The sequence below is a fragment of the Streptomonospora salina genome, from assembly GCF_014204715.1.
Taxonomy (GTDB): Bacteria; Actinomycetota; Actinomycetes; order Streptosporangiales; family Streptosporangiaceae; genus Streptomonospora; species Streptomonospora salina.
Window position 1 is genome coordinate 54659 of sequence record NZ_JACHLY010000002.1, and the last position, 17867, is coordinate 72525.

The 17867-nt window shown below is 74.4% G+C and carries 19 protein-coding genes; 9 read left to right on the forward strand and 10 right to left on the reverse strand.

Going from position 1 to position 17867, the window contains the following annotated elements:
* The gene (locus tag HNR25_RS23185; protein ID WP_184639855.1) at window positions 1-576 is read left to right on the forward strand and encodes a DsbA family oxidoreductase; all 576 of its coding nucleotides are present in this window, start codon (window positions 1-3) and stop codon (window positions 574-576) included.
* A 284-nt stretch (window positions 577-860) separates the two neighbouring features.
* Window positions 861-1784, forward strand: a complete 924-nt coding sequence (locus tag HNR25_RS23190; protein ID WP_246464747.1) for a PDDEXK family nuclease — start codon at window positions 861-863, stop codon at window positions 1782-1784.
* 140 nt (window positions 1785-1924) lie between these two features.
* Here the strand turns inward: HNR25_RS23190 and HNR25_RS23195 are convergent, their stop codons facing one another.
* The gene (locus HNR25_RS23195) at window positions 1925-2620 is read right to left on the reverse strand and encodes a type 1 glutamine amidotransferase domain-containing protein (RefSeq protein WP_184639857.1); all 696 of its coding nucleotides are present in this window, start codon (window positions 2618-2620) and stop codon (window positions 1925-1927) included.
* Window positions 2621-2784: 164 nt separating this feature from the next.
* Window positions 2785-3390: a helix-turn-helix domain-containing protein gene (locus tag HNR25_RS23200; protein ID WP_184639859.1), complete on the reverse strand. Its 606-nt coding sequence runs from the start codon at window positions 3388-3390 to the stop codon at window positions 2785-2787.
* Window positions 3391-3472: 82 nt separating this feature from the next.
* Between HNR25_RS23200 and HNR25_RS23205 the strand changes: the two genes are divergently transcribed.
* Window positions 3473-4546: an NAD(P)/FAD-dependent oxidoreductase gene (locus HNR25_RS23205; RefSeq protein ID WP_184639861.1), complete on the forward strand. Its 1074-nt coding sequence runs from the start codon at window positions 3473-3475 to the stop codon at window positions 4544-4546.
* Between the two features lie 177 nt (window positions 4547-4723).
* A complete protein-coding gene (locus tag HNR25_RS23210) occupies window positions 4724-5236 on the forward strand; it encodes a methyltransferase domain-containing protein (protein ID WP_184639863.1) in 513 nt (170 codons plus the stop codon).
* Here the strand turns inward: HNR25_RS23210 and HNR25_RS23215 are convergent.
* The 3 genes from HNR25_RS23215 to HNR25_RS23225 form a co-directional block, all read right to left on the reverse strand.
* Window positions 5237-6447, reverse strand: a protein-coding gene (locus HNR25_RS23215) for an IS3 family transposase (protein WP_184639040.1) whose coding sequence is annotated in 2 segments (ribosomal slippage) — window positions 5237-6147 and window positions 6147-6447 — 1212 coding nt in all. Because the reading frame shifts where the segments join, the coding sequence is not laid out codon by codon here.
* A 216-nt stretch (window positions 6448-6663) separates the two neighbouring features.
* Window positions 6664-6957: a helix-turn-helix domain-containing protein gene (locus tag HNR25_RS23220; RefSeq protein ID WP_221459436.1), complete on the reverse strand. Its 294-nt coding sequence runs from the start codon at window positions 6955-6957 to the stop codon at window positions 6664-6666.
* A 137-nt stretch (window positions 6958-7094) separates the two neighbouring features.
* Window positions 7095-7946, reverse strand: coding sequence for a glycosyltransferase family 2 protein (locus HNR25_RS23225; RefSeq protein ID WP_184639866.1), 852 nt, complete (start codon window positions 7944-7946; stop codon window positions 7095-7097).
* Between the two features lie 256 nt (window positions 7947-8202).
* Between HNR25_RS23225 and add the strand changes: the two genes are divergently transcribed.
* Window positions 8203-9186 (forward strand): adenosine deaminase, encoded by a 984-nt coding sequence (add, locus tag HNR25_RS23230; protein WP_184639868.1) that lies wholly within the window; start codon window positions 8203-8205, stop codon window positions 9184-9186.
* Window positions 9187-9346: 160 nt separating this feature from the next.
* Here add and HNR25_RS23235 read toward each other — a convergent pair whose 3' ends face one another.
* Both HNR25_RS23235 and HNR25_RS26285 read right to left on the reverse strand, forming a co-directional pair.
* The gene (locus tag HNR25_RS23235) at window positions 9347-10345 is read right to left on the reverse strand and encodes an FAD-binding oxidoreductase (protein ID WP_246464748.1); all 999 of its coding nucleotides are present in this window, start codon (window positions 10343-10345) and stop codon (window positions 9347-9349) included.
* Window positions 10240-10761, reverse strand: a complete 522-nt coding sequence (locus HNR25_RS26285; protein WP_246464749.1) for an FAD-binding protein — start codon at window positions 10759-10761, stop codon at window positions 10240-10242. The genes HNR25_RS23235 and HNR25_RS26285 overlap by 106 nt, the downstream gene beginning before the upstream one ends.
* 63 nt (window positions 10762-10824) lie before the next feature.
* Between HNR25_RS26285 and HNR25_RS23240 the strand changes: the two genes are divergently transcribed.
* Together HNR25_RS23240 and HNR25_RS23245 are read left to right on the forward strand one after the other, a co-directional pair.
* Window positions 10825-11700 (forward strand): helix-turn-helix transcriptional regulator, encoded by an 876-nt coding sequence (locus HNR25_RS23240; RefSeq protein WP_184639869.1) that lies wholly within the window; start codon window positions 10825-10827, stop codon window positions 11698-11700.
* 190 nt (window positions 11701-11890) lie between these two features.
* Window positions 11891-12832 (forward strand): NADP-dependent oxidoreductase, encoded by a 942-nt coding sequence (locus HNR25_RS23245; protein WP_184639871.1) that lies wholly within the window; start codon window positions 11891-11893, stop codon window positions 12830-12832.
* Window positions 12833-12895: 63 nt separating this feature from the next.
* On the opposite strand, the gene HNR25_RS23250 is transcribed toward HNR25_RS23245, so the two are convergent.
* Entirely contained in the window at window positions 12896-13393 is a 498-nt protein-coding gene (locus HNR25_RS23250; RefSeq protein WP_246464750.1) for a DUF6194 family protein, read from the reverse strand.
* A gap of 26 nt (window positions 13394-13419) precedes the next feature.
* On the opposite strand from HNR25_RS23250, the gene HNR25_RS23255 reads away from it, so the two are divergent.
* Window positions 13420-14169, forward strand: coding sequence for a MerR family transcriptional regulator (locus HNR25_RS23255; RefSeq protein WP_184639873.1), 750 nt, complete (start codon window positions 13420-13422; stop codon window positions 14167-14169).
* A 63-nt stretch (window positions 14170-14232) separates the two neighbouring features.
* Here HNR25_RS23255 and pip read toward each other — a convergent pair whose 3' ends face one another.
* Together pip and HNR25_RS23265 are read right to left on the reverse strand one after the other, a co-directional pair.
* On the reverse strand, window positions 14233-15135 hold the full coding sequence (gene pip / locus HNR25_RS23260; RefSeq protein WP_184639875.1) for a prolyl aminopeptidase: 903 nt from the start codon (window positions 15133-15135) through the stop codon (window positions 14233-14235).
* Between the two features lie 104 nt (window positions 15136-15239).
* Window positions 15240-15428 carry a PspC domain-containing protein gene (locus HNR25_RS23265; RefSeq protein ID WP_184639878.1) on the reverse strand — a complete coding sequence of 63 codons (189 nt, stop codon included), beginning with the start codon at window positions 15426-15428 and terminating at the stop codon, window positions 15240-15242.
* Between the two features lie 260 nt (window positions 15429-15688).
* Here HNR25_RS23265 and HNR25_RS23270 point away from each other — a divergent pair, with 260 nt between their 5' ends.
* Complete coding sequence (locus tag HNR25_RS23270) at window positions 15689-17800, forward strand: catalase (protein ID WP_184639880.1); 2112 nt, start codon at window positions 15689-15691, stop codon at window positions 17798-17800.
* The last annotated feature ends 67 nt before the right edge of the window (window positions 17801-17867 follow it).

Here is a 17867-nt window from a genome sequence, read left to right on the forward strand (position 1 = left end):
ATGGACGTCGCCTGCGTGCTGTCCTACCTGGTCTTCACCCGGTTCCGGCGCGCGGCCCAGCGCCTGCGCGCCGACGGCACCGAGGTGGAGCTCGTGTTCCTGCCCTACCGGTTCCGGCCCGACGCCGATCCGCGGGGGGAGCCGCTGGTGGAAACGCACCGGCGCGACCGCGGCGAGGCCGCCGTGCGCGAGATCCAGGCCACGACCGGTTTCGGCGCCGCCGACGGGCTACACGTGGACTTCACACGGGTGGTTTCGACCGACACCTTCCACGCTCACCGGCTCATCGCCCAGGCCGCGGCGCAGGGGCGGGGCGAGGCGATGGCGGAGCGGCTGTTTCGCGCCTACTTCAGCGACGGCGTCAACGTCGCCGAGCACCCGACCCTGCGGCGGCTGGCGGAGGAGGCGGGCGTCGGGATGCACGCGGGCGGCGCGGTCGGTTTGCGGGCCGAGCTGGAACGGGTCCGCGCTGCGGCTGTCGCCGGGGGCGCGGTGCCGGCCTTCCGTTTCGCCGACGGGCGGGTTCTGGCAGGGGAACAGCCGCAGGAGGCGTTCGCGGCCGCGTTGGCGCAGTAGCGGCCCCGTCGCCGCCGGGGCCGGGCGGGCGGCTGCTCGCAGTTCCCGCCCGCCCGACCCGGAGCCGAGCGGACGGAAGCTGCCGACAGTGGCGGGATGCACCCCTGCCGAGAATCGAGCGCGCGGAAATCACCGCTGTGGCACCGAAATCCGGTGAAATCCGCGCACTCGATGCGCTCCGAACGCCCTCCGCCCACTCCCCCACCCTGTTACCCCGCCCTGCCCGTCCACAGCTGCGGAATCCGCGTGGCCGCGGCCGCTACCGCGCGGTCATGCTCGGGTCTATGGAGGCGATCCGGGCGGCGAACAGGGCCGCGGCAGCCCAGTACGGGGTACTCAGCAAGGCGCAGGCCCGCGGGTGCGGGATGGCCGAGGCGGACCTGCGGCGGCAGCTGAGCCGGCGCGCGTGGGTGCGCATCCACCAGGGGGTGTTCCGTGTGCGGGAGCTGCAGGACCGCACCGAGCGGGGGCGGCTGCTGTCGGCGGTGATGGCCGCACGGCTGGCGCTGGGGCCGGCGACGTTCGCCTGTGCCGAGACGGCCGCGCGGCTGTGGGGCATGCAGGGGTTGCCGCTGTGGGACGGGACGGTGCACATGGCCGTCCCGGCGCAGAGCACCCCGCACCGGATTCCCGGGGTGCGGCTGCACGCCTGGGCCACGGCGCCGGAGGAGATCGTCTCCCGCGGCGGGATGCGGGCGAGCGGCCCCGGGCGCACTCTGCGCGACGTGCTGCTGCGCCTGGACCGCTACACGCCGGTGTGCCTGCTCGACTCCGCGCTCAACCAGGGGCTCGTGCGGACCGGGGACCTGCCGGAGCTCGCCGCCGCCAACCGGGGCCGCAGGGGATGCCGGCGCTCGCGGCCGTGGTGGGATCTGGCCGACGGCCGCGCGCAGAGCCCGCTGGAGCCCCGTATCCGCCTGGTGTGCACCGACGGCGGTGTGGCACCCGACGGCCTGCAGCACCGGTTCTACGACGACCGGGGCCGCCTCATCGCCGTGGGCGACCTGTGGTGGTCCGACCGCCGCCTGCTGGTGGAAGCCGACGGCCGCGCACCCCACGAGCTCCCCGAGCCGCTGCTGCGCGACCGCCGCCGCCAGAACGCCCTCGAACTCGCCCACCCCGACGTCCGCATCCTCCGCTTCACCTGGGCCGACCTCCGCAACCCCCGCGCCATCGCCGACACGGTCCGCGCCGTCCCCCTCCGCTGACACAGTCGCGCACCATCGACCGCGCGGAAATCACCGCTGTGGTGGCGGAATCCGGTGACAACCCCGCGCTGGACGCCGTCCGAGCCGGAGGGGCCCGCCCCGCGCCGCTACAGGACCGGCGCGGGGCGGGGCCCGCAGACTCACCGCAGCGCGGTGAGCATCTCCTGGGCCAGCGGCTCCGAGGAGGCCGGGTTCTGGCCGGTGTAGAGACTGCCGTCGACCACCACGTTGGGCGCCCAGGGCTCCCCTTCGGCGAAGTCCACGCCCATCGCCTCCAGACGGTCCTGCAGCAGCCACGGCGCCTTGTCGGCCAGGCCCGCCTGACGCTCCTCGGCGTTGGTGAATCCGGTCATCCGGTAGCCGGAGAACGGCGACTCGCCGCCCGACCGGGCGGTGGGCAGCAGCGCCGCGGGCCCGTGGCAGACCACACCCAGCGGCGTGCGCGCCTCCAGCGCCGACACCAGCAGCCGGGCGGAGTCCTCGTCGGCCGACAGGTCCTCCATGGGGCCGTGCCCGCCGGGGTAGAACACCGCGTCGAAGTCGCCGGCGTCGACCTCCTCCAAGGGCAGCGGTTCGCGCAGTACGGTCATCTCCTCAAGGGTGCGGCGCACCGCCGCGGCGCCCTCCTCGCCGCCGTTGGCCCCGGGCGCCAGACTGGCCTCGTCGGCCATCGGCGCCGCGCCGCCCGGAGTGGCCACCACGACCTCGTGGCCGGCCCCGGTGAAGACCCGGTAGGGCGCGGCGGCCTCCTCGGCCCAGAAACCGGTGGGGTGCTTGGTGCCGTCGGACAGCGTCCAGTGGTCGGCTCCGGTCATGACGAACAGGATGCGTGCCATTGTTCTCCCCTGGTGAGTGCGCGCCGGACCCGCGGACCCGGCGGCGGAACGGTGTGCCGGCGGCCCCGCCCCGCACGGGCCGGGCCGTCTGCCGCTGCCGACGCTAAGCCGCCCGCGTGCGCCGGTCCAACAACGACCCGCGGGCGTGCGGCGTGAGTCCGCACTCACCCGTCGTCGGGCGCCTCGCCGGCGGCCGTGGGGCGGGCGCGCAGGTGGGCGCGCTCACCTTGGCGCCCGAAGAGGCTGAGGACCTCCACCGGCGCGGCCGAGGCCGCGCCGAACCAGTGCGGCAGCCGGGTGTCGAACTCGGCGGCCTCGCCCGGCTCCATCACCAGGTCGTGCTCGCCCAGCACGACCCGCAGCCGCCCGTTGAGCACGTACATCCACTCATACCCCTCGTGGGTCTGGGGGTCGGGTGTGCGGGGGTGTTCGCTGCCCGGCAGGATCAGCTTGTAGGCCTGGATGCCGCCGGCGCGGCGGGTCAGCGGCAGCATCGTCATGCCGTGGCGGGTGACGGGGCGCATGTGGATGCGCGGGTCGCCGGTGGGCGGGGCGTCGACCAGCTCGTCGAGGGTGACGCCGTGCGCCTTGGCCAGCGGCAGCAGCAGTTCGAGGGTGGGCCGCCGCGCCCCCGACTCCAGCCGCGACAGGGTGCTCACCGAGATGCCGGTGGCCGCCGACAACTCCGCCAGCGTGGTTTCGCGCCGGCGGCGCAGCGCGCGCAGGCGGGGGCCGACCGCCTCCAGCGTCTGATCGAAATCCTCGCTCATACCTCCCATTTTGCCACACCGGCAAGGATGTTTGCCGACAATCGGGGCAGGGGCGCATGCTCGCGGCAGGAGGTGATCGAACGTGAGCGATCAGCTGAAGGACACCTACGACGCGGTGATCGTCGGCGGCGGCGCCGCCGGGCTCAACGGGGCGCTGATGCTGGCGCGATCGCGCCGCTCGGTCGCCGTGATCGACGCCGGCGCGCCGCGCAACGCCCCGGCCGCGGCCGTGCACGGACTGCTGGCCCGCGACGGCACGGCACCGGGCGAACTGCTGGAGCGCGGCCGCGCCGAAGTGCGCGGCTACGGCGGCTACGTGGCGGCGGGCGAGGTCATCTGCGCCTGGCGCGACGGCGACGCCTTCGCGGTCGGCCTGGCCGACGGCCGCGCGGTCCGGGCGCGGCGAATCCTGGTGGCCGCCGGCCTGGTCGACGAACTGCCCGACATCCCGGGACTGGCCCGGCGGTGGGGCCGCGACGTCGTGCACTGCCCCTACTGCCACGGCTGGGAGGTGCGCGACGCCGCCATCGGCGTCGTGGCCACCGGCCCCATGGCCGTGCACCAGGCCCTCATGTTCCGCCAACTCAGCGCCGACGTCGTGCTGCTGAGCCACGACCAGCCCGCACCTGCGGGCGAGCGGGCCGAGCAGCTCGCGGCCCGCGGCATCCGGGTCGTGGACGGCGCGGTGGCCGCCATCGAGGTCGCCGAGGACCGCATCGCCGGGCTGCGGATGTCCGACGGCAGACTCGTGGCCCGCGACGTGGTGGCGGTCGCGACGCGCATGCGGGCCCGCGCCGGCTTCCTGGCCGGACTCGGGCTGCACCCCGCCGCCCACCCCTCGGGCATGGGCGAGCACATCCCCGCCGAGCCCGACGGCCGCACCGCAGTCGACGGCGTGTGGGCGGCGGGCAACACCACCGACCTGGCCGCCCAGGTCGGCGCCGCCGCAGCCGCCGGAGCGGCGGCAGGAGCCGGCATCAACGCCGACCTGATCACCGAGGACACGCGCCGGGCCGTGGAGGCCTATCGCGACCCGTTCCCGGCCGGGACCGAGGCGCACCTGTGCGAGCAGGCCGCGGGCGCGGCCCGCCACGGGCTGGAGGACGCGACCCGCCCCGACGGGCCGGGGATCGCCGCCGGCACCGAGCACGCCTGACCGCCATGGACCGCGAAGGAGGACACGTGTCGGCAGATTCCGAGCAGCCCGCCGCTTTCGATCACGCCTACTGGGAGGGGCACTACCGCGAGACCGGAGACGGGCCCGACGCCTCCGCCGGCGCGAACCCGCACCTGGTGGCCCGGGCCGGCGGACTCGCGCCCGGCCGGGCGCTGGATGCGGGGTGCGGCCGGGGGCGAGGAGGCCCTGTGGCTGGCCGAACGCGGCTGGAGCGTCCAGGCCGTGGACATCGCCGCCGCGCCGCTGGCCGCGGCCCGCGAGCGCGCCGCTGCGCTGGGCGCCGACGTCGCCGACCGCATCACGTGGCGCCAGGCCGACCTGAGCGCCCACCCGCCGGCCGCCGAGGCCTTCGACCTGGTCTGCAGCCACTACGTGCACACCGCCCACGGCCCGGCGGCGCTGCTGGAGGCCCTCGCCTCGGCGGTGGCGCCCGGCGGAACGCTGCTGGTGGCGGCCCACCACCCCGACGACGCCCACCACGCCGACACCCCCGGGGCCCACGTCAGCCCGCAGCAGGCCGCCGCGGTGCTGGATCCCGGGCGATGGGAGGTCCTGGCCGCCGAGACCGCCACCCGCACGGTCGACGCGGGCGGCCACGGGCAGGGGCACGGCCATGGCCACAGTCATCCGATGGTCGGGGGTTCCCCCGTGAGTGTGGACACCCGGTAATCAGGCAGCCAGGTGCAGCTTAGCGGTTCGGTGCTCGTAGACGGCGGGGGCGAGGTAGCCGATCGCCGAGTGCCTGCGGCGGGTGTTGTAGCGGTTGATCCAGGAGAACACCGCCATGCGCGCCGTGTGCGGGCTGGGCCACCGCTTCAAGCCGGGCCCCTGGAGGGTTTCGCGTTTGAGAGTGGCGTGGAAGGCCTCGGCCGCGGCGTTGTCGGCCGAGGAGCCCACCGCGCCCATCGAGCGCACCACCCCCAGCTCCGCACACTGTGTCTGGAACCGCCGGGAGGTGTATTGGGCGCCGTGGTCGGTGTGGAAGACCGCGCCGTCCAGGCAGCCGCCCCGCGCGCGCCGGGCCCCCTCCAACGCATCGCAGACGAGTTCGGCGCGCATATGGTCGGCGATGGACCAGCCCACCACCCGCCGCGAGTACAGGTCGATCACCGTGGCCAGGTACAGGAACCGGTCGCCGTCCACGGGCAGGTAGGTGATGTCGCCGACATAGCGGGTGTTGGGCGCCTGGGCGGTGAAGTCGCGGCCCAGCAGGTCGCCCGCCGGGGCCGTGGCGGGCTCGGGCACCGTGGTGCGCACTTTCCTGCGCAGGTGCAGGCCTTCGATGCCGGCGGTGCGCATCAGGCGCTCCACCCGCTTGTGGTTGATTACGTGGCCCTGCTCGCGCAGCTCGGCGGTGATCCTCGGCGCCCCGCAGGCGCGGTCGGCCGCGTGGATCGCCGCGATCCGGGTGGTCAGTTCGGCGTCGGCGGCCGCCCGCTGTTCACGCGCGCCTGCGCGGGCCCGCCAGGCGTAGTAGCCCGAGCGCGACAGCTGAAGCACCGCGCACAGCCGCTTGGCGCCGTAGGCGCCCTGGTGGTCCTGGACGAAGCAGAAGCGGCTCACTGCTTCATCTCTCCCGCGAAATAGGCGGCCGCCTTGCGCAGGATCTCGCGTTCCTTCTCCAGTTCGGCGATCTGGGCGCGCAGCCGTTTGTTCTCCTGCTGCAGCGGCTCGCCCGCGGGCGCGGCCTCTGCCGGGCGGGGGTGGGCCGGCGCGGCCGTCGCCGAGCGCTGCCTGTCGTCGATGCGGATCCAGTTGCGCAGCGTCTCGCGGTTGACGCCGAGCTCGTCGGCGATCTCGGCGATGGTGGCGCCGGGCCGGGACCGGTACAGCGCGACCGCGTCGGCTTTGAACTCGGCCGGATAGTGCTTCATGGCCATGGTGGTGGACTCCTCCTTGGTTTCCATTGTCGGAGATGTCCACTACTCAGGGGGAGGCTCCGGTCCTCACCGACACGCTCCTGTGCGCACGCCGCCGGCGGTAGGGGAGCCGGCGCCGCCCGGCGCGGCCGCGCCGGGCGGCGCCCCGCAGGACGGACTCCGACCGGGACGAGAGCTTCGGGCCGAGCACCCACGCCGCGGCCGGTCGGACCGCGGTCACGCAGAACGAGCGGCGGGACCGAAGCGGCTCCGGTAGGCAGCCGGGCTCAGGCCGGTGCGGCGACGCATCCGGGTGCGCAGATTGGCGGCGGTTCCCAGACCACTGGCGCGTGCCACCGCCTCCATCCGGACTTCGCCGCGTTCGATCAGTCGGCAGGCCGTATCCACCCGCTCCGCTGTGAGCCAGGCCAGCGGGGTGGTCCCGAGTTCGGCGCGGAAGCGGCGATGCAGGGTCGCCTGACTCACGGCCGCCCGTGTCGCCAGGTCGGCCACACTGAGCGGTTCGTGCAGGTGCTACCGCGCCCACGGCGACAGCACCCGAGGCCACGGCCTGGAATGACACCGAGTGAGCCGGCCGCAGCGGATCGCGGACGCCGACCGCAGCGCGTATCCGTCACTCGGGGCGGAACCGCCCCCGCCCTCCCCCGTCAGGGCAGGGGGCGGCCGGTCGCGGAGCGGCGCAGCAGCCCGACCGGCGACCACCGGCCGTCGTAGGGGGTGTACGCGCGCACCAGCAGCGAGCAGGGCCGCAACAGCACCAGTCCGATGAGCAGGCACACCGCCGCGCCCCCGGCCGCGCGGCGCCGGCCGTGCAGCCGGTAGGTGCGCGGCCAGGCCCGCAGGTAGGCATACAGCTCGCTCACCGAGGCGCCGATACGCCGCGCGGATACCGGCACCCGCAACCCGTCGACGTAGCGCACCCGCATGCCCAGCCGGCTCAGGTGCACCGCCAGGTCCAGGTCCTCCCAGATGCCCGGGGCGGTGCAGGTGTGGGCGCGCACCCGGTGCCAGCACTGCCGGCTCAGCGCCATATTGGAGCCCCACAGCATGGCGTGGCCCGACAGCAGCCGGTTGAGGCGGTGGCAGAAGAACCGGTGGGCGGCAAGCCCCATGCGGCGCAGCGGGACGTCGTAGAACCAGGACGGGCCCGTGACGGCGTCGGGAGCGAGCCCCGTGGCGGGGTCGGCGGCGAAGGAGGCGGCCACCCCGGCGACCCACTCCGGCCCCACCACGGTGTCGGCGTCGATACGCCCCAGCACCTCGCCGCAGGCCTCGTCGAATCCGCGGTTGCGGGCGTGCACCGCGCCTTGGCGGGCCTCGCGCACCACCCGCACCCCGTGCTCGGCGAAGGCGGCGGCGACCTCGGCGGTGCGGTCGGCGGAGTTGTTGTCGACGACGATGATCTCTGCGGCGGGCGTCCGCTGGCGCGCGAGCGCCTCCAGGCAGCGGCCGAGCACCGCCTCCTCGTCATAGGCAGGGACGATTACCGAGACCTTCACGAAAGCCGCCTTGTCGTCGTCGGGGAGGGGGCGCGGTAGGCCCCGGCGGTGAACCGGCGCGGACGCCTTACGCCGGTGTATCGCTCCAGCGCCAACCGGCGGTGGCGTGCGGGTGAAATCCCTGTCGGCACCGGGTGTGCTCACGCTGCGCAGCAAGCATGACACACACCGCAGCGCAAGCAGTCCGCCGCGGGCTGCGGCCTCCGCCCGCGAAAACCGGTACGCCTCGCGGCGGAACGCCTCTAGGATCCGGTGCATGCGCGACCTCGCCCTGCTTCCCAAGGCCCACCTGCACGTCCATCTGGAGAGCACGATCCGCCCCGCGACGCTGCGCGAGATCGCCGCGGCCAACGGGGGCGCGGCGCCGGAGGCGGCGCCCGAGCGCTTCGCGGGCTTTCGCGCCTTCGCCGACCGGGGCGCCCGCGTACGCGACTGCCTGCGCCGCCCCGAAGACTTCGCCCGCATCGCCCGCGAGTTCGTCGCCGACGAAGCGGCGCAGGGCACCCGCTACGCCGAAGCCACCTTCAGCGCCGCCGCCCACGGTGAGCGGCTGGGCGCGCCGCGGATGCCGCTGGAGGCGGTACTGGCCGGTCTGGCCCAGGGCCGCTCGGCCCACGGGCTGCACACCCGGCTGATCCTGGACCACTCGCGGCGGCGATCGGTGGAGCGGGCCCGGCGCACCCTCGACCTCGCCCTGCAGCACCCCGAGCAGGTGGCCGCGGTGGGCATGGCCGGTGAGGAGAGCTATCCCCTGGCGCCCTTCGCCGGCGTGCTGGCCGAGGCCGCCGATGCCGGAGTGCGCATCGTCCACCACGCCGGGGAGGCCGGCGGCGCCGCATCGGTGTCCGAAGCGCTGGACATGGGCGCCGAACGGATCGGCCACGGCATCGGCGTGCTCGGCGACGCCGCGGTCGCCGAGCGGGTGCGCGAGCGCGGGATCGCGCTGGAGGTGTGCTGTTCCTCCAACGTGGCTCTGGGGTTCGCCCCGTCGGTGCGGGCCCACCCGCTGCCGCGGCTGCTCGACGCCGGTCTGGCGCTGACGCTGAACACCGACGTGCCCGACGTGGCACGCACCACGCTGACCGAAGAGTACGCGCGGGTGCGCGCAGCGTCGGGCTGCAGCGACACGGAGATGGCCGCGTTCGCGCGCACCGCCGCGGCCGCCTCGTTCGCCCCGGCCGAGCTCAAGCGCAGCATCGAGGCCGGCATCGACGCGTGGCTGGCCGCACCGGCCGCCTAGCCCGCGGCCGCCGCTGCGCCGCCGGGGCTCACGGGCTCCAGACCATGGTGCGCTGGTGCAGGCGCCGGCCGTCGTGGCGCAGCCCGGGCACCAGCGGGGCGGGGGAGACCGCATCCGGCCGCCGCCCCCGCCCCGGGGCCCGTCTCCGAACGGGACCGGTTCACCCGCGCGGCGCCGGTGGGATCGGGTGATTGGCGCGGATGCGGTCTTCGGGGTCGTAAGCGGCCTTGGCCTCCCGCAGCCGCCGGTAATCCGCCGCAGCGAAGCAGGCGGAGACGTCCGCCGCCGACGCCGGCCCGAACATGAAGTTCAACGAGCGCCCCATCGCCTGTGCGGTCAAGGGCTCCAGCACCCGCCGGTGCAGGTCGCCGGCCCCGCCGTCCCCGCCGCCCTCGGAATCGACCGGCGACAGCACACTGGCGAGATAGGCGGCGCCCCGGTGGCCCACCGCCCCGGCCCCCTCGGGCACCCGCGCCAGGGCCCCGCCGAGGTGGCGCAGCCCCGCCACGCACATCACCGGCGCCCCCGGCCCCGCCCGGGCCACCAGCTCCTCGATCGCCCCTTCCTCCAGCGAGTCCAGCAGCAGGTTCTGCGACCGGTAGCCCTGCGGGGTGTCGGGCTCGTCGAATACCGCCCCCGACTCGCTGTAGTCCATCTCGCGCAGCGTGGACTGCGCTGGAGTCCCCGTCAGCGCCTCTAGCTTCCGCACCAGCCGGCGCCCCTGCTCGGCCGGTCCCGCATGGCAGATCTGCACCTGGGCGATGTGGCGGCCGCGCAGCCGGGCCGGCACCCCCGCGACATCGGGCATGACCAGCAGCGTCACCGCCGAGGTCGTCTCCTCGGGCACGCTGTGCGTCCACCGCGCCCAGGCCGCCACCGCATCAGGGCACTCGGCGAGGTCGAAGTACAGCCCGCAGCCGAAGACCCGGCGCAGCGGCACCAGCCCGAACTCCAGCGCCGTGACCACCCCGAAACTCCCCCCGCCGCCGCGCAGCGCCCAGAACAACTCGGGTTCGCTGCCCGGCTCGGCCACACGCAGCCGCCCGTCAGCGGTCACCACCTCCGCGCGCCGCACCCGGTCGACGGCGAACCCGCAGCGCCGGGCGAGCAGTCCCACACCGCCGCCCAGGGTGTAGGAGACCGCACCGACGCCGGGCATGCTTCCCGACAGCGGAGCCAGCCCGTGCAGGGCGGCCGCCGCCACCACTTGGCCCAAGTCGCGCCGGCCTCTGCACGGGCGGTGGCCGCATCCGCGTCGACGTCGACCCGGTCCATGCCCGCGGTGGAGACCAGCACCCCGCCCTGCAGCACCCCGCCCTGCAGCGCCGCCGCCCGGCCGTGCCCGGTGGCCTGCACGGCCACCGGCGCATCGGCCACCGCCGCCCGCACGGCCGCCTGCACGTCGGCGGCTCCGGAAGCCTCCACCACCGCCGAAGGCCGGTGGGGCGCCAGCAGCTGATAACCGGTGCGGGCCCGGTCGTATCCACCGCCCCCGGGCCGATGCACCGGCCCCGTCGTGTTCCGGGCCAGCCGTTGCAGCCCCGCGTCCCCGATGCTGTGCGTCGTATCCGTCATGGCGCCCACGTTCACACCCCTTGCGGCCACACCACGTCCTCAAGGCCTGCGATCGTGCAACGCATGGAGCCCACCTCGACGCGCCGGGACATGCCCGCCCGGCTGCTGCGCCTGCTGTCGCTGCTGCAGACCCGCCGCCAGTGGCCCGGAGCCGAACTGGCGCAGCGGCTGGGCACCAGCCGCCGCACGCTGCGCCGCGACGTCCAGCGACTGCGGGAACTGGACTACGCCGTGGACGCCACCACCGGAACCGACGGCGGCTACCGGCTCGCCCGGGGCGGTCGCGCCGTGCCCCCGCTCCTGCTGGACGACGAGGAGACCGTGGCCGCGGCCATCGCTCTGGCCACCGCCGCCGGCAGCACCCCGGGCATCGCCGAGGGCGCCACCCGCGCCCTGGTCAAACTGCAGGCGCTGCTGCCCGCCCGCCTGCGCCCGCAGCTGGACGCTCTGGGACGCGCCGCAGCCGCCCTGCCCCACCGCGGCGCGGTGCCCGTCGACCCCGCCCGCCTGGCGCTGCTGGCCGGCTGCCGCCGCGACACCGAGGTACTCGCCTTCGACTACCGCGACCGCCGCGGCTGTTCCCGGCGGCGCCGCGTGGAGCCCTACCACCTGGTCACCGCCCAGGGGCGCTGGTACCTCATCGCCTACGACCCCGACCGCGCCGACTGGCGCATCTTCCGCGCCGACCGCATCGCCGATGCGCTGCCCACCCGGCGGGGCTTCACCCCGCGCCCGCTGCCCGCCGAGAACCCCGCCGATCTCCTGGCCCGCTCACTGGCCGAGGCCGACTACCCCCACACCGCCCACCTGCACGTCGACCTGCCCGCCGACCAGGTGCGCTCCCGCCTGTTCCACCCCGTCCCCGGAACCGTCACCCCCGACGGCGAGCACCGGTGCCGGGCGCGCCTGACCGCCCTGGGGCGGCGCCTGGCACGGTGAGCGCCCGGCACCCGCCGCCGCTGCGCGCAGGGGACGGCACCACCGGCCGGGCCGGGCCGGTACGGTACCGGCGGGCCACCGCACCGCCGACCGGCGGTGATCCGCCCCACCCGCGCTTGACCGCGAGCGCGGTTCAGGTTCCACAGTGGCGGTGTCGACGCATCCCCACACCACGACCAGGAGGCTTGCCATGGCTCAGGCAGTGCGCTACTCCCGCTACGGCGGACCCGACGTGCTCACGCTGGAGAAGGAGGACGCCCCCGAACCCGGCCCCGGGCAGGTGCGGGTGGCGGTGCGCGCCGTCGGCGTCAACCCCGTCGACTGGAAGATCCGCAGCGGCGCGTTCTCCGCCGACGCCTCGGTTCCCCCGCAGCACCCACAGGGCACCGGCCTGGACCTGGCCGGCACCGTCGAGGCGACCGGACCCGGCGCGACCGGCTGGAACACCGGCCAGGCCGTCTTCGGCAAGGCCCGCGGCGGAGCCGCCGCCACCCGCGCCCTGTCGCCCGCCGAGGAGCTGGTCGCCAAACCCGACTGGCTCTCCTACGAACTCGCCGCCGCACTGCCGATCCCGGCCGAAACCGCCTACCGCACCCTGGGCCTGCTCGGTGTGGACTCCGGCGCCGGCAAAACCGTGCTCATCCACGCCGTGGCCGGCGGCGTCGGTCTGGTCGCCGCCCAACTGGCGCGGATTCGGGGCGCCCGCGTCATCGGCACCGCCAGCACCCGCCACCACGACTTCCTGCGCGAGGCGGGCGTGGAGCCCGTCACCTACGGCCCCGGGCTGCAGGACCGTCTGCGCGAGGCCGCCCCCACGGGCGTCGACGCGGTCCTGGACGCCTCCGGCCGCGGCGTACTGGCGGTCTCGGTCGAACTGGCCGGATCGCCCGAACGGGTGGTCACCATCGCCGACCCCGACGCCGCCGAGCACGGCGTGCCCTTCTCCGGCGGCGGCGACGGCGCCCCGCTGGAGGAGGTCTTCGCCGAGATCCTGCCGCTGATCGAGCAGGGCCGGCTGCACCTGCCCATCGAGCGCACCTTCCCGCTGGAGCAGACCGCCCAGGCCCACCGCCTCAGCGAACAGGGCCACCTGCGCGGCAAGATCGTGCTCAGCCTGGCCGAGGACCACTAGCGACAGGACCGCGCCCCAGCACCGGTCCGGCGCAGACCCCCGGCTCCAGCCGCGGGCAGGACGTCACCCTGTCGCATTACCCGGCGCATCAGGTGCACCGCGGCGAGAAGCTCGCCGCGGTGCGTTGTCGTGGGCATCGCCCAGCAGGGCGACGACGGCGGGTGCTGTACGGTCGCCCGGGTTGACCACGGCGATCCAGCCCAGTGCTGCATAGACCGGGTGCGGGAGGATCACGTCAGCTTCGCTGAAGTCGTGTGCGGCGGTGTCGCCGAAGTCCTCGCCTGTGAGTTCGGTGAGCTTGGCTTTGCCGACGTGGATGTTGACCCGCCAGCGGCCTGCCGGGTCGAGGCCGCACAGCGTGTCGTCGGGATAATCCTTGGTCACGATCGTGGCGTAGGGCTGGACTCGATCCGGGACCTGTCCGTGGGGGGCGAAGTAGAAGAAGTGGTCGCCCCATGCGATCTCGGGGAACCCGCTTCCTTCTGCGGGAGCGAGTTCCACGACGCCGTCGAAGGCACGGATCGTCTGGAGAAGCTGTTCCATACGCATGCTTGAATCCATGCGTGAAGTATGAAGTTGAAGTGCCTATGGAGGGTTGGACCGTGGCCTCCACCGACACGTCGCCGCAGACGCGGCTCACAACCGCCGCGGTCGCGGCGGCGTCGGGCTACTCCGCCCAGCAGATCCGCGACCTCGAAGCGCTGGGCGTCATCGCGCCGGCACCCCGAGCGGCCAACGGCTACCGCCGGTTCTCCCACGGGCATCTGCGCGACCTGCGCGCCTACCGCGACCTCGCCGCCGCGATCGGACCGGTCCGGGCGCGGCGCGCGCTGCGCGAGATCCGCACGCTCCCGCGTGATCAGGCGGCCGCCCTGCTCGGTTCCTTCCACGTCGCCCTCGCCCGGGAGCGCGACGACGCCCTGGCCGCACACCGAGCGCTCCAGGCGATCCGCGCCGAGGCATCGGCCGAGACGGCACCGGCCACCGGCGACGCGATGACGATCACCGAGCTCGCCGGCGCCCTCGGCGTCCCCGCCTCGACGCTCCGGTTCTGGGAGAAGTCCGGGCTCGTCGTCCCGGAACGCGTCACGACGCGGGCGGGCGCCGCGCGGCGCTACCCCCTCCCGGCGATCCGGGAGGCCCGCATCACCGCCGCGCTCAGAGCGGCCGGCTACCGCATCCCCGACATCCGGCACACGATGACCGGCATCCGCCGGCTTCACGACGTCGCCGACCCGCTCGCAGCACTGGAATCCCGCGTCGATGCCATCGCCCGGCGGACACTCGCCCTCCTGCGCGCCGGAACCGACATCACCGACATCATCGCGCCGGCCTGACCGGGCGAGCCGGGCGGCGGCCACCGCCGCGGGTCGCCGCACCGGGGGCCGGACCCACCGCCGCTACGCCTCCGGGAGCGGTGCGCCAGGGCCGTTGAGGGCGGTGAGCAGGTGGCGGCCCATGCTCGGGCCGCCGGTGTGGCCGGCGTCCTCGACCACCTGCAACTGCGAATCGGGCCAGGCGCGGTGCAGCAGCCAGGCGGTCTCCAGCGGCGAGCTCAGATCCAGGCGCCCGTGGATCAGCGTGCCGGGGATGCCCGCCAACCGGTGGGCCCCGTCCAACAAGGCGCCCTCCTCCAGCCAGGCGGCGTTGGCGAAGCAGCGGGTGCAGATACGCACCAGCGCCAGCCGGTCGCGTTCGGGCCGGCCGGTGTAGGCGGTGGGGTCGCCGGAGGTCTCATGACCGATCACGGCGTCCTCCCACCGCGTCCACGCCCGGGCGGCCGCCGCGCGCACGGCCGCCTCGGGGTGCTCCATGCGGGCGGCGCAGGCGGCCACCACGTCGGTGTCGGCGGCGGCTTCGGGCACGTGGTCGCGGAAGCGCTGCCACTGCCCGGGCAGAAACCGGCCCACACCGCGAAACAGCCAGTCGATCTCGCGGCGGCGCGTGGTGGTGACCCCGCACAGCACCAGGCGCGCGACCCGCTGCGGATGCCGCTGGGCGTAGGCCAGCGCCAGGGTGGCGCCCCAGGAGGCGCCATAGACCAGCCACCGGTCGATGCCCAGGTGCGCGCGCAGCCGTTCGATGTCGGCGAGGAGGCCGTGGGTGGTGTTGGCGGAGAGGTCGGTTGCGGCGTCGGCGGCGTGGGGGCGGCTGCGCCCGCAGTTGCGCTGGTCCAGCAGGACGACGCGGTAGCGGCCGGGGTCGAACAGCCGGCGCTGGCCGGGTGTGCACCCGGACCCGGGCCCGCCGTGCAGGACCGGCGCGGGCTCGCCGTTCGGGTCGCCGCCGGCGACCCCGAGCATGCCGCGAGCATGGGGGCCGACGGGGGGATACACCCCGCCAGGCCGGCCGCCCCCGGCCGCCGGCGCCACGGCGCGCTGCCCCGCCGCGGCGCCGGCCGGCGAACTCAGGCCTCCTTGGGCATCACGATCCACAGCGCGATGTAGATGACGAACTGCGGCCCCGGCAGCACACACGAGACCACGAACAGCAGGCGCACGATGAACGGCGACAGGCCGAAGCGGCGCGCCAGACCGCTGCACACCCCGGCGATGAGGCTGTCGTGGCGAGTGCGCACCAGACCGTTGGAAGCCATACCTGCACTGCTCCTTCCCCGAAAGATTCGGTCCCGCACCGGATCCCCCCGGCCGGACCTCCCGCATCCGCCGCTAACCCCGATCGCCGGCCCCCAACCGTCCCCGGCCCGGCCGCCTGCCGCGACCCGCGGGCTCGACTCCGCAGCGTGTTTGCCCGGGCGACGTGCGGTCAGCGGAGGACCGCACCGTCAGAACCCGGGCGCCCCGCAGCCGCGCCCGGGCCCACGCGAGGCGACCACAGCAGCGAAGGGGCACCGCCATGTCCGAGTTCTCCCGCGGTCAGGAGCCGGCCGGAGACGAGAAGGACCGCCGGCTCGATCAGGTCCGCGACGATTCCGACCGGGCGCTGACCACCAACACCGGGGTCCGCGTCGACGACACCGACAACTCCCTCAGCGCCGGAGAGCGCGGCCCCACGCTGATGGAGGACTTCCACTTCCGCGAGAAGGTCACCCACTTCGACCACGAACGCATCCCCGAACGGGTCGTGCACGCCCGCGGCGCCGGCGCCTACGGCTACTTCCAGGTCTACGAGTCGCTGGCGCACTACACCCGCGCCGACTTTCTGACCGACCCCCAGCTGCGCACCCCGGTGTTCGTGCGCTTCTCCACCGTGGCCGGATCCCGCGGATCCTCCGACACCGTGCGCGACGTGCGCGGATTCGCCACCAAGTTCTACACCCGCGAAGGCAACTACGACCTGGTCGGCAACAACATGCCGGTGTTCTTCATCCAGGACGGCATCAAATTCCCCGACTTCGTCCACGCCGTCAAACCCGAACCCCACAACGAGATCCCGCAGGCCCAGTCGGCCCACGACACCCTGTGGGACTTCGTGGGGCTGCAGCCCGAGACGCTGCACATGATGATGTGGCTGATGAGCGACCGCGCCGTCCCGCGCAGCTACCGCATGATGCAGGGCTTCGGCGTGCACACCTTCCGCCTGGTCGACGAGCGCGGCGACGGCACGTTCGTCAAATTCCACTGGACGCCGCTGCTGGGCACCCATTCCCTGGTCTGGGACGAGACCCAGAAAATCGGCGGCAAAGACCCCGACTTCAATCGGCGCGACCTGTGGGAGGCCATCGAGCAGGGCCAGTACCCCGAGTACGAGCTGGGTGTGCAGCTGATTCCCGAATCGCGGGAGTTCGACTTCGACGTCGATCTACTCGATCCGACCAAGCTCATCCCCGAGGAGGACGTCCCGGTCACCCCGGTGGGCAAGATGGTGCTCGACCGCAACCCGGACAACTTCTTCGCCGAAACCGAGCAGATCGCCTTCCACACCGCCAACGTCGTCCCCGGAATCGACTTCACCAACGACCCGCTGCTGCAGGCCCGCAACTTCTCCTACCTCGACACCCAGCTGATCCGGCTGGGCGGGCCCAACTTCCAGCAACTGCCCGTCAACCGGCCCGTGGCCGAGGTCAGCAACAACCAGCGCGACGGATTCAACCAGCACACCCTCCACCGGGGGCGCACCAGCTACTTCCCCAACTCGCTGGGCAGCGGCTGCCCCTACCTGGGCGAGGCGCCCTACAGCCACTACCAGGAACGGGTCGACGGCGCCACGATCCGCAAGCGCAGCGAGAGCTTCGCCGACCACTACAGCCAGGCGACCCTGTTCCTCAACAGCCTCTCCGGCTGGGAGCGCGCGCACCTGACCTCGGCCTTCCAGTTCGAGCTGGGCAAGTGCGCGACCATGGCGGTGCGCGAGCGCGTCGTGGAGCACCTCGACGCCGTCGACCACACCCTGGCCCGCGCCGTCGCCCAGGGGATCGGCGTCGCACCGCCCGCCACCGAACAGGCGCCCAACCACGGCCGCTCCTCGCCCGCGCTCAGCCAGGCCAACTCGCGCACCGACACCGTCTACTCGCGCCGCATCGCGGTACTGGCCGACGAGGGCGTCGACGCCGCCGCGGTGACCGGCTTCCGCGAGGCCATGGCCGCCCAGGGCGCAGCGGTGGAGGTGCTGGCTCCCGACGAGGGCCGGCTCGGCGCCGCCGACGGCCAGAGCCTGGTCGTGGACCGGGCCCTGCACACCATGTCCTCGGTGCTCTACGACGCGGTCGTCGTGGCCGGGGGCGCCTCCTCGGCCGCGTCACTGGCCCGCAACGGATTGGCGCTCAACTACGTCGCCGAGGCCTTCAAACACGCCAAGCCGGTGGCGGCCCTGCACGAGGGGGTGGGCGTGCTGGAGGCGGCGCCGCTTCCGCCGCTGCGCCTGGCCGGCGACGGCGAAACCGGGGTCTCCGACCAGGGTGTGCTCACCCATCGCGGCAGCGACCCGGGCGGTTTCCACACCGCCTTCACGCGGGTGCTCGCCGGCCACCGGGTCTGGGACCGCGACACCGCCCGCGTACCGGCCTGAGACCCCACCCACCGCGTCCGCGGCCGGACCCCACCGTGGGGTCCGGCCGCGGACGCGCGCACAGGCC